Raw genomic sequence first — 12,108 nt, 5'->3', positions numbered from 1 at the left:
AAAAGACTTTTAGAGCGAAGGATGAAAGCCTCCACTGCAATCGAATAAAAAGGGTTAAAGAGTGAACGAAACGATAAGTCAGAGCCAAAAAATTCCCTATCCAGAGGAGCGTGTTTCCACTACACCGTATGTGAAAGCTAGTCCCATGTATTGCTCTAATCTCCTGCAAGGTGTGGCAGAAGCGACTCACCAACTGCTGACAAATAGTGATTTTGCAGTCGGAGTCAATCAATCTTTAGCAACTTTAGGCAGAGTAACGGGAGCAGATCAGGTTTATATTTTTGAGATTCATCCTGATTCGGAAACCTGTGAATTAACCTTCAGTCAGCGATTTGAATGGACGAAAGAGTTTGTGACGCCTCAAATTCACAATCCCTATCTACAAAACCAGGCGTTGACGGCTTATCGCATCAGTCGGTGGTACGACGATCTGCAAGCTGGAAAGGCGATTCGGGGTTTAATTGGCGAACTTCCAAACGGCGAACCGGAAGTTTTAGCACCCAAGCAAATCCGGTCTATATTAGTTGTCCCAATTCCTTGTAATGGCAAACTTTGGGGCTTAATTGGCTTTGACGATCGTCACTACGATCGCCAGTGGTCAAAGGATGAGGAAGCTTGTTTGATAACGATGGCAGCCAGTGTTGGGAAAGCGATCGCTCATCAGCAAACAACTGAAACTTTACGCCAGAGCGAATTACGGCTGCAACAAATTACCGCTAACGTACCGGGGATGATTTTTCCGTTCCTTCAGCGTTCAGAGGGTTCCCAGGCGCTTCCCGATGCCTGTTCCGATTGTCGCGGACTGTTTAAATTAGAACTAGAAGCGATTCTGGCAGCTTGTGGTGGGGAGTTAATTGATTCCGATGACCGCAAGGAGAATAACATCACTGAGCGCAAGCAGGCAGAAATGACGCAGCGCCTAGTGCAAGAACGCGATCGCTTGTTGGCAGAAATGGCGCTGCGGATTCGTAAATCCCTGGATTTGGACGAAATTTTTAACACCACTGTGGCGGAAGTCCGGTCGTTTCTGAAAGCCGATCGCGTCTTCATCGCTTCAGATGTGACGGAAAAAGGCAGGGTAGTGGCTGAATCGGTTGAACCCAATTACGCGCCGATTATAGATTGGGTACTTGACGATCAAAGTTCTCTGGAGGAAATGCGAACCTTGTTTGAGGCGAATCAGGTTCGAGTCGTTGAGGATACAACCCAAGTGACAGTTCACCCTGCGATCGCATCCTATTACCGCGATTATCATGTCAAAGCCGTCGTGGCTGTCCCGATTCGCGTGGAAGGCGATCGACTATTAGGTGCATTGATTGTTCATCAATGTAGGGGTGCGAGGCGCTGGGAACCGATGGAAATTGCTTTACTGGAGCAGTTGGGAACCCAAGTCGCGATCGCCATTCAGCAATCTTGTCTCTTCCAACAAGTACAGGAACTCAATGCTAACTTGGAATGCCAAGTTCGGGAACGCACCGCTCAACTAGAGCAAAAAATGCAGGAAGTTCAAGAACTATACGAACTAAAGGATGTCTTCCTCCACGCCGTTTCCCACGATCTGCGGACGCCGCTTACTGGCTGGTTACTGGTATTGCAAAATTTGTTGGCAAATAGCAATGAACAAAGGACAATTCCAGTTTCTCGCTCAATTTTAGAGCGGATGATTCAAAGTAGCGATCGCCAACTCCGCTTGATTAACTCCCTGTTAGAAGTTCACACCAGCGAAGTGCGTGGTTTTGCCTTGCACCGCGAACCTGTCCAACTCCACTCTCTCATTCAAGAGATTGTTGAGGATTTTGAGCCGTTGTGTGTCAAAAATCAGGCAATTCTGATCAATCAAATTCCATCTGAACTATCCACAGTGAACGCCGATCCACTTCAGATGCGGCGCGTGTTTGAAAATCTGCTCACTAATGCTTTTAACCATAACCCGCCCGGACTGACGATGATTCTCAGGGCGACTATAGAAGAACAAGTGATTCGCTGCACCATTGAAGATAACGGTGTTGGGATGAATCCAGAACAATGCGATCGCGCTTTTGAACTTTATGTTCGTGGTTCGCAAGCAAGACGCTCAACTGGTATCGGTTTGGGATTATATCTTTGTCGGCAGATCGTACAAGCTCACGGCGGCAAAATTGGCGTGACTAGCTCCCCAGGAGCCGGTGCAACTTTCTGGTTTACTTTACCTTTTGCAATGTCGCCCGAAGCAGAAGGATCTGATTAGTCTAAGAGCTGTTTCAGGTCGGCTTAATCGAGTAATCCTATTTAATTTGTAAGATGCTAGCCCTTCAGATACCCAACTTCGAGAGAAGTCGGGTATCTCGCCTTCAATAGCAATTCTCCGATAAAGATGCCGGATGAAATAACGCTGATTCATCCTTTGTCATGGGTACTAACCAATAACTAGAGCATGGCTTAAAATCACCCGACTGGATGATTCGCTAAAAGAAACTTAAATGCTTTACATCATCTTAAATTAGAAAATAAACCTTTGAGCGATCGCAGTAAAACTCTTCCTTTTGGCAGAGGAAAACGATTAAAACTTGTATTTTTTGTGCCAATTTACTTACAATCACTTATCGACTGCATTTTTAAAGCGGAGATGGGAATACTAAAGAATGAAGGTTATAGAAAAATGAAGAATAACAGGAGTTGAAAGTTACAGCAAAGCGCGGCTCTTCAGATTTCGGACTTCATTCTTTAGAGTTTTCAGCCTGTTCATCCGGTGAAATTATTGAAAAATGGTTGAGTTGAAAAAAAGTGAAGTAATTGCTAATGCCTGAATATCTAGAAGCCATCCGAGAGTGTTGTCGGGACGAAGCCGCCTTTGAAAAGCTCAAAAAAATTCTGGCTGACGGCGAGATTGAAACGATTCAGAAAACAACAGACAAGCTCAGACAGCAAGAGTCGAGATTTCAAAGAATGGTTGCCAACATACCGGGCATGATTTACCAGTACCTGCGGTGCCCGGATGGTCGTGAGTCCATCGTCTGTGCCAGTTCCGGCTACCAAGAATTGTTTGAGTTAGAACCAGAAAATATTCAGGCGAATTTTCAACTGCTTAAGGATTTAATTCATCCCGATGATGTCAAAGGGTATGAAGAATCTGTAGATATTTCTGCCACCACGCTGCAACCTTGGGCTTGGGAAGGTCGCATCATCACGCCTACTGGCAAAATTAAGTGGGTACAATGCGCCTCCCGTCCGGAAAAGCAGGCGAACGGTGATATTCTCTGGGATGGCTTGCTGATGGAAGTGACAGAACGCAAGCGAGCCGAAGCAGCACTAGAGCGAGAACGCAGATTATTTATCAGAGGGCCAGTTACAGTCTTCCGCTGGGTTGCCCAAGAAAATCGACCTGTAGAATATGTCTCGCCCAACATCAGTCAGTGGGGCTATCAACCGGATGACTTCATTAGTGGCAGGGTGACGTATGGTAGCGTTATTCATCCCGATGACCTAGCTCAAGTTGAAGCTCAGACTCAAGCCTATGATGCGGCTGGCTTAAATTTTCAGGAACAGGACTATCGCCTAATTCGCTCCGATGGTCAGGTGCGATGGGTTCACGAATTCACCAGCGTTGTCCGCAATGACCAAGGGAATATCAGCCACTACGAAGGATATATTCTCGATATCACCAGGCGAAAGGAGGCGGAAGTTCAAATCCGGGCTGCGGGAGAACGCGATCGCGCTAGCATCCATGCTCTGAGCGCGGCTCGCTTACTAGGAGAGATTGCGCTGAGAATCCGGCGATCGCTGGATCTCGATCAAATTCTCAACAATACCGTTCGGGAGGTTCGGCAATTTCTGCAAGCTGACCGGGTTTTCATCGCTCACTTGGATGCCTATTCTCAAGGCAAGGTTGTAGCAGAATCAGTGGTACCGGATTGTCGATCAATTCTCGGCTGGGTGACAAGTGACCGTTACCTTAGAGAACTTAAATCTTTCTTTAAACAAGGTCAGGTTCAGGTAATTGATGATACGCAGAAAGTCGTTAAATCTCGCTTTCATACTGCGTACTACGCCGAATATCAAATTAAAGCCAGTTTATGCGTTCCTATTCTGGTGGGAAACGAGTTTTTTGGAATGTTGATCGCTAATCAATGCAGTGGGTCGCGCCATTGGCAGCAGTTTGAAATTGAATTACTCTGTTCGCTAGCAACCCAAGTCGCGATCGCCATTCAACAAGCACAACTTTACGAACAAGTATCCACCCTGAATACCCGTCTAGAAAGCACTGTCGAGGAGCGCACCGCCCAGCTAAAGCAGGCAGTGACAGAACTCCAAGAAATGAACCAACTCAAGGACGTGGTTTTACATACAGTTTCCCACGAACTCCGGACTTCGGTAATCGGAACTGTGATGGTGCTAAAAAATTTACTCAATCAGCCAGGGGAAAAAATTACGCTTTCTCGTTCAATTGTCGAGCGCATGATTCAAGGGAACGATCGGCAATTGGGAATGATTAATTCCTTATTAGAAACTCATTCTAGCGAGGAAGAGGGCATTGTCCTCTATCGTGAGCCTGTTCAAATAAAGACATTGTTTGCAAAGATTCTCCAAGACTTAGAGCCAATGCTGTCGCAAAATCAAGCGACACTGACGAATCTTGTTTCCGCTGATTTACCCTTGGTCATCGTCGATCCGACTCAGTTACAGCGAGTTTTAGAAAACTTATTCAATCATCTTTTGAAGCATAATCCGCCTAGACTGAGCCTACGGCTAAACGCTACTGTCGAGACTCAAATGCTGCGTTGCACGCTTCAGGATAACGGTATTGGGATGAGCCAACAAGAGTGCGATCGCTTATTCGATCTTTATATCCGAGATCCGAGATCCAGTTGCTCGACTGGCACTGGTTTAAAATTGTATCTTTGCAAGCAAATTATCACAGCCCACGGCGGGGAAATTGGAGCGAATAGCAGTCCTGGATTAGGGACAACCTTGTGGTTTACATTACCTCTAAATCGGGTTGCTTCTTAGCCTTTTAGTCTTTGAAGTTATATCGAATCCGGTTAATTCATCAACCTTATAGAAAAATTTCTTGACGCCTCTCCGTTCACGGAGAGGCGTCAAGAGAGTGACATTCCTTCTTTAGTGAGGAATCTTACTCAAAGCGTGCCAAGTGCGATCGCCAACAATTCCATCCGCAATTAAACCAGAGCGCCTTTGGAAAGAGCGCACCGCTGCATCTGTTGCTGGGCCGAAGTTTGGGCTAGTTGCAGCAGTAAAATCGCCAGTTGTCTGTAAAAGACGCTGAAGCGTGACTACGATTTGACCTTTGCTACCTTTTTGCAGCACTGGCATATTGACGGGCGCACCCTTGTAAAGAGCCTGCCAAGTCAGATTTCCTACGATGCCATCTTCTTTCAAAAAGACGCGGTGCTGGTAAGATTTCACTGCATTTTCAACTACAATATCGAAGATCCCATCAATGTCACCGTTATAACTTCCCCAGTGAGTTACAAGTCTTTGCAGTTCTTCAACCGCTATTCCTTGGGAACCGCGCTGAAGTACAGGTTTTTTGGTCTGAGCGTTAGCATTTGCTTGAGTATTAATTGGAGCTTGCATGGTTAGTGTTCCTTGAAGTGATTTGGTGTTTCTTACACTTACTAAGGTAATGTTCAACTCCCAGCTTCCACTTCACCCAACTAGCTCATTCTTTTGGATGATATTGATTTTTATCCCCTTTTAAAAAGGCTTCTATTGATTTCTAAAGTTTATCCTTTCTCGGCATCATCCATTCGAGTGAATCAAGAGCATGAGGTAGATAAAATAAATTATATTATTTCAATAATTACGGCTTTTTAAACAGTTGAGTTTTATGGATAGGATTTTTTTAAAGTATTGTTGACCATCTAAGTAACTGGACAAAATTCAACTTAAGACTCGTAAGCTTACTTAGCCTTGGCAATCTTTCATCTAGCTTAAGACAGAATTGATGTTCACCCAGTTGGGTGAGACAAGGGGATGAAGTGCGATCGCTTCTATTTGTCTTAACCTGAGACCTGACACTGAATTCAAGGGTGCATGGTCATGTTGTCATTCTACTTATATGCTCGGCGCACGGGGCTTATTTTGATTCAGCCAGAGGCGGTTACAAAATCTCCCCCTCTGACCAGCAGACAGTCTTTAATCGAGCCAAGACTACAGGTTTCGACGCACCAACAGTCAGCACAGTTTACTGAAAATAGACATCAAATCGCACAAGTTTATCACTTGGAGCGTCGGACATTTCTGTAGAAATACGATGAATCGCGTTTCTACAGAATTTAGTTCATACCAGTCCCGAACGAAGCGCCACGACAGCTGCCTGAACCCGGTCATCTACAGACAGCTTGTTCATGATGCCACGGACATGGGTTTTGACAGTGTTGGGGCTGAGGTAGAGGACGGTAGCAATCTCCGGATTGCTTTTTCCTTCTACCATTAATTTCAATACCTCTAACTCGCGCTGCGATAGTGTCGAAATACTGCCGCTCATTGAAGGCGGTTTAAGATGGTCAATGACTCGTCGTGCAATTTGCGGATCGAGGTAGGTGGCCCCTTCTTGGGCGGCAGCGATCGCAGAGAGCAAGCGTTCGACACTGGCACCTTTGATGCAGTAAGCATCCGCACCACTAGAAAGGGCGGCAATAATTTCAGTTTCTGTCGTATGGGAGGTTAATACCACCACCCGGATATCAGGAAGCGCTGCCTTGATTTGCTGGGTGGCAGCAATTCCATCTAGTCTTGGCAGACCAATATCCATAACTACCAGATCCGGTTTCAGTTTAAGAGCAGCTTCAACGCCTAAATAGCCATCTTCGGCTTGTCCGACAATCGTAAACTGCGGATAAGCGGCTAATGACTGCTCCAAACCCAACTGCATCATGGGATCGTCTTCTACAATCAAAACCCGCAATGGCTTTGACTCGATTGGTAGATTCTGGGGTGACTCGGTTTCGGAGGGCATGGAATTAAAAGGCACTTTATACTTAGGATAAATTCTGAGGACAAAATCACGCGGATCGGCAGGGAATCGGATAAGGCGGGGGAATCGGATAAGGCGGGTTTCCTCAGACCAATCCTAATCCCTTCCGGAATTTAAAAAGTAAAAGTTAAAATTAAAAATTGCCAAAGTCCTATATTTTTAGAGAGTTTTGAAGTTTTATAGGATTTCGATCTGATTACTGGCTGGAATCTCCCTCTCTTAAGCTCTGTCCCTCTCTTTCTTTCACTTGCAAGGGGATGCGGTATTGTCCGGCAACGTAATAGAAGAAGCGATAATAATTGGGAAATTCTTTAGAGGGCGATCGCCCCTGCCAATAGTAGCGTATCCTTCCCTGAATCAATGTCAGGCGCATCAAACTGATATCTGAACGCAGTTCTACGTAAAGTTTTCCGGTAACTCCTTGTTGGGTAGTAAAGTTCTGCTGCGTGAATTGATGGGGGGCTTTTTGCCCTGATGGCGCAAGTTCAATTTCTGGCAAGCGATCGCCCGCCACCCCTAATATTTCCACTTCTGGATCTTGAGGATCTCTAAAAGCTCTTCCATCCCGATTGTCTGGCATTGGCGCAGCAATCCAGTTACTGGGATAAGGAAACTCAAAGCTATAACGCGGGTTTTTATAAGTTTTCCAAGTTGGCGACTGGGTATCCGAGGCGCGACAACTCCACAGCATTACACAGAGCGCGATCGCATACACAACAACACGCCAGCTGCCACAAGCTTCTACCCTCTGATTTCTAACATGACTTCTAACAACCGATCTAGGACGCCGGATGCCTCTGGCAACGTATTTAGCAATGGACACCGCCGAAACCTATCTCCGTTCTGCTTGCTTATATTCCTTACGCTAGTGCGCCCGACTCTGCCGGAAAATATTAAGCAATGTAACAATATTGCCGTCATGCTGGCATGATGTCTTGACAGCCCGGAATAAGGCAGATAATCTGTGAAATATACCCGGGTAGAACAACTGAAAAGTTATATGCAAGACAAGCAAAAGGTTACGTTGTATCTTCCTCCAGGTCTCCATCGCCAGCTCAAAATTCGCTCAGCTGTTGACACGGAACCCATGTCAACAATTGTCGAAAGAGCGATCGTCTTCTACCTGACAAACCCAGAAGTGGTTGATGAGGTAGAAGCAACCCAGGGAAGAACTCATCGAGTTTATTCCTGTCCGGAGTGTACTAGCTCTGTGGTACTGCGAGATGGAGAAATGGTTTCCCTGGATAATCAACCAGGCGTAATCACTGAAGAGCTGACTACCCTTGAAAGTGCCAGAGGCGAACTCGGCACGGATTCTCAGGGAGAAGAGGCGTTGGTTCCCTGTTAAAGTTCCAAATCCTCTTAGACTGCTTGATTTCCTCGCTTGCTCACGTTGGTTGCGGTTGATAAATGTTTGGCTAGTGGTTGTGCCGTCTCTAATGGGTCGATAGATATGAAAGAAGAGCTAGATATTCTGGTTCAAGCTCAATACCCCCTCATCTACCTAGTAACTTCCGAAGAAGAGCGGGCGGAGCGAACAATTGCCAATATTGCTCAGACAAAATCCCTGGCTCGGCGCGTCTACATTTGGACTGTCACCCACGGCATCGTCGAGTACGGTCAACCCCGCCATATTACCCAACACAACACCGTCTCCCCAGAGGCAGCGATTGAATGGGTAGTACGTCAAAGAGAGCCTGGAATCTTTATTTTCAAAGACTTACACCCCTTTATTGACTCACCGGCAACAACGCGGTGGCTGCGAGATGCGATCGCTAGCTTCAAAGGGACACAGAAAATTATCATTCTCATGTCACCCGTTCAGCAAATCCCCATTGAGCTGGAAAAGGAAGTCGTCGTTCTAGACTATCCTTTGCCAGACTTGGCAGAACTGAACCAAGTGCTATCTAGCCAGTTAGAGCAAACCCGTTCTCGCCGCACCACAACTGAAGTTCGGGAAAAACTGCTAAAAGCAACCTTGGGTCTGACGCGGGATGAAGCCGAAAAAGTTTATCGGAAAGCTTTCGTCAAAACCGGACGTCTCACCGAAACAGAAGTTGATATTATTCTTTCTGAGAAAAAGCAGCTAATCCGCCGCAATGGCATCTTGGAATTTATCGAAGAAGATGAAACCATTGATTCGGTTGGCGGTTTAGAAGAGCTAAAGCGATGGCTGAGACAACGTTCCAATGCTTTTACAGAAAAAGCAAGGGAATATGGTCTGCCCCAACCCAAGGGGATGTTAATCCTAGGGGTACCGGGATGTGGCAAATCTCTAATTGCCAAAACGACTGCCCGCCTCTGGAGTCTGCCACTTCTGCGCTTAGATATGGGGCGAGTGTACGACGGCTCAATGGTGGGGCGCTCAGAAGCTAACTTGCGGAATGCCCTAAAAACGGCTGAATCAATTTCCCCAGCGATTCTATTTATTGATGAACTGGATAAAGCATTTGCCGGTACTTCTGGGTCTGCTGACTCAGATGGCGGTACTTCCAGCCGCATCTTTGGTTCTTTCCTTACCTGGTTGCAAGAAAAAACGTCTCCGGTGTTCGTAATGGCAACCGCCAACCGGGTTGAACGTCTACCGGGTGAGTTTCTCCGCAAAGGACGTTTTGATGAGATTTTCTTTGTAGATTTGCCGACTGCGGAAGAACGCAAAGAGATTTTCAATATTCACCTTAGCAAGCGGAAGCGAGACATTTCTCGCTTTGACCTCGACCAGCTAGCTAAGGTATCCGATGGATTTTCCGGGGCAGAAATTGAGCAGGGATTGGTTGCGGCAATGTACGAAGCTTTTGCCCAAGACCGAGAATTTACCCAGCTCGATATCATTGCGGCAATAAAAGCTACTCTGCCGCTTTCCCGAACCATGAACGAGCAGGTAACGGCCCTGAGGGACTGGGCCAGACAGCGAGCGCGACCTGCTGCGTCCTCCGTCGCCGAGTATCAGCGGCTGGAGTTCTAAAAGCTTTCTCCTGCTCCCAACAGGAGGAAAGGCTAGCAGTTTGCTAGCAGTTTGACAAAAAAAGCCGCCCAGTAATGTGTCCAGGCGGCAGACTCACATCCACAAGTTGTCGTTTCTCTTAACTCTCTACTGGAGGAAATCCAAATGTCTCACTTTAGCACTCTGCGTACCAAAATCACCGATGCCGAAATCCTGAAAGCTTCTCTTCGCGACCTGGGTATCAGCGTCAAGACCGAAGCAGATGTTCGGGGTTATAACGGTCAGCGGGTTCGTTCTGACATCGTTGCAGTTCTGGAAGGCGAGTATGACCTCGGTTGGTCTCGCAACAGCGACGGCTCTTTCGACCTGATTGCTGACCTGTGGGGCGTCGCCAAGAAGCACAACCAAACCGAACTGATTAACTCGATTAATCAGAAGTATGCCGTGAACAAGACCTTGGCTGAAGTCAAGCAACGCGGTCTGCAAAATGCCAACGTTAAGTTGGTTGTGCAAAAGTAATTTGTGTGCGCGTTCCCAAGCTATCGGGTTAATCAACTTTAGGTTAGCCCGTTTTTCCTATCACCCAGCTCTAACCAGGGCTGGGTAATTTTTTTATGGGAGTAATGACACAGCGGAGCGATCGCGCTGAGGCAGTAAAATGTCCTATAACCCAGACAAACACCATCGTCGCTCCATTCGCCTCAAGGGATATGATTATGGGCAAGCAGGTGCATATTATGTCACTATCTGCTGTTATCAAAGGCAATGTTTGTTAGGGGAAATTGTAGATGGAGTAATGCACCCCAATCTCATAGGTGCAACTGTTGAGGCAGTTTGGAATAATTTACCTCATCATTTCCCCTTTATTGAACTCGATGCTTTTGTTCTCATGCCTAATCATGTGCATGGGATTATTATCATTAATGAAAACGAAAATAATGTTGACAATCAAGAATTATTAGCAAGTAAATCAACTTCTAAAAATAGCTTATCCAATGGAACTAAATCAGGTTCACTGGGAGCAATTATTCAAAACTTTAAATCAACAGCAACACGCAGAGTTAATCGCCTAAATAGAAGTTCTGGCACATTATGGCAGCGCGATTATTATGAAGAAATTATCCGCAACGAGAAAGCATACGAAAACATCAGGCATTACATCTTAGAAAATCCGTTAAATTGCAATGAAGACGAGGAATATCTCATCAATAAATCACCAATCTTGTAGGGGCGAAGCATTCGGGCGATACCTTATGAAACCTCCCCTAAATCTTTATACCCGAAAGCTTCGCCCTTCCCTGTGACAGGGTGAAGTCGGTGCTGGCGTCAATCAGGTACATATAAGTTATCTGTGAGGCAGGGCGAAGCTTTCGGGTAGATCAATTATCGTCGATAGCCTATTTTTTCGCCCGAATGCTTCGCCCCTACTCTGCCAAGTTTTGTTATCTCTTCATATATCCCCCTTTGGATAGCTGTGTAGATGAGTTATCTTAGAAAAATTAATCTCACTACGGGGTTTTAGGGCAAGTTGTATGTCTTTAGCAAAAGCAGGTTTGGTGGTAGGTATTATCGGTGCTGTGATTGCTGGTGCAAGTTTTATCAACGACGTAGCTAATGGCAGGAAGCCGCCACTATTATTTAGCGAAAAAAATGACCGCTTTACTTGCGAACTCCGACCTTACTCTCAGGAAGGTGAGATTTGGACAGTGGTTTACCATAACGACAAAGAGGCGCAACCTTGGCTGAGAATGGTAAAAACCTTTGGCGGTGACTGGAACACTCTAAAACGTTGCGGCGAGATTGAAAGCCGTTTGGAAGGTTATCGCAAAGATGGTCTGATTGCGTTTGATTATCGCACTGACCTTGACACCCCTAAACAATCTGTTATCTGTGCCAAAACTAAGATTAGTGGCAACAATTGTCCCCTATTGGTGACGCTGGATGTCGGTGTTGATCCCTACGAGTCTCTGAGGAAGATGATTGAGGCTTTAGAGAATAAAAATACTGTGGATCAAAACAGTAAGGGTGAACCATCTGCTCCTCTTTTGTCTCCAGCTTCGCCGTCTGTTCATCTGGGGAACTTTTTGGCAAATGAGGATCTGAATGCTGGAGACACTGCTAAAAAGTAATCTGCTGTGACTGGGACAACATAGCTACTTATAAGTATTGTGCATAGGCGCTAATTGAG

Annotated in this window: 10 protein-coding genes; 7 read left to right on the top strand and 3 right to left on the bottom strand. The window is 46.0% G+C overall.

From position 1 onward, the window contains the following. Positions 1-61 precede the first annotated feature (61 nt). Positions 62-2,227, top strand: coding sequence for a GAF domain-containing protein (locus H6H02_RS03535; RefSeq protein WP_190814699.1), 2,166 nt, complete (start codon positions 62-64; stop codon positions 2,225-2,227). Between the two features lie 551 nt (positions 2,228-2,778). Next, positions 2,779-4,986 (top strand): PAS domain-containing protein, encoded by a 2,208-nt coding sequence (locus tag H6H02_RS03530; RefSeq protein WP_190814697.1) that lies wholly within the window; start codon positions 2,779-2,781, stop codon positions 4,984-4,986. A 111-nt stretch (positions 4,987-5,097) separates the two neighbouring features. On the opposite strand, the gene H6H02_RS03525 is transcribed toward H6H02_RS03530, so the two are convergent. The 3 genes from H6H02_RS03525 to H6H02_RS03515 form a co-directional block, all read right to left on the bottom strand. Continuing rightward, positions 5,098-5,574, bottom strand: a complete 477-nt coding sequence (locus H6H02_RS03525; protein WP_190814695.1) for a peptidoglycan-binding protein — start codon at positions 5,572-5,574, stop codon at positions 5,098-5,100. 706 nt (positions 5,575-6,280) lie between these two features. Beyond that, complete coding sequence (locus tag H6H02_RS03520) at positions 6,281-6,958, bottom strand: response regulator (protein WP_190814693.1); 678 nt, start codon at positions 6,956-6,958, stop codon at positions 6,281-6,283. Between the two features lie 214 nt (positions 6,959-7,172). Beyond that, positions 7,173-7,799 (bottom strand): hypothetical protein, encoded by a 627-nt coding sequence (locus tag H6H02_RS03515; RefSeq protein ID WP_242040543.1) that lies wholly within the window; start codon positions 7,797-7,799, stop codon positions 7,173-7,175. A 177-nt stretch (positions 7,800-7,976) separates the two neighbouring features. Between H6H02_RS03515 and H6H02_RS03510 the strand changes: the two genes are divergently transcribed. The 5 genes from H6H02_RS03510 to H6H02_RS03490 all read left to right on the top strand — a co-directional run bounded on the left by H6H02_RS03510 (position 7,977) and on the right by H6H02_RS03490 (position 12,049). Next, positions 7,977-8,324 (top strand): hypothetical protein, encoded by a 348-nt coding sequence (locus H6H02_RS03510; protein WP_190814862.1) that lies wholly within the window; start codon positions 7,977-7,979, stop codon positions 8,322-8,324. Positions 8,325-8,429: 105 nt separating this feature from the next. Then, positions 8,430-9,941 carry an AAA family ATPase gene (locus tag H6H02_RS03505; RefSeq protein ID WP_190415355.1) on the top strand — a complete coding sequence of 504 codons (1,512 nt, stop codon included), beginning with the start codon at positions 8,430-8,432 and terminating at the stop codon, positions 9,939-9,941. Between the two features lie 144 nt (positions 9,942-10,085). Then, positions 10,086-10,439 carry a DUF1257 domain-containing protein gene (locus H6H02_RS03500; protein WP_190415354.1) on the top strand — a complete coding sequence of 118 codons (354 nt, stop codon included), beginning with the start codon at positions 10,086-10,088 and terminating at the stop codon, positions 10,437-10,439. A 139-nt stretch (positions 10,440-10,578) separates the two neighbouring features. Next, positions 10,579-11,148, top strand: coding sequence for a transposase (locus tag H6H02_RS03495; RefSeq protein ID WP_190814691.1), 570 nt, complete (start codon positions 10,579-10,581; stop codon positions 11,146-11,148). 304 nt (positions 11,149-11,452) lie between these two features. Further along, positions 11,453-12,049 carry a COP23 domain-containing protein gene (locus H6H02_RS03490; RefSeq protein ID WP_190814689.1) on the top strand — a complete coding sequence of 199 codons (597 nt, stop codon included), beginning with the start codon at positions 11,453-11,455 and terminating at the stop codon, positions 12,047-12,049. The last annotated feature ends 59 nt before the right edge of the window (positions 12,050-12,108 follow it).

This window comes from Coleofasciculus sp. FACHB-1120, from assembly GCF_014698845.1.
In the GTDB taxonomy this organism is placed as follows: domain Bacteria; phylum Cyanobacteriota; class Cyanobacteriia; order Cyanobacteriales; family FACHB-T130; genus FACHB-T130.
This window is presented reverse-complemented; position numbering and strand designations above follow the sequence as displayed.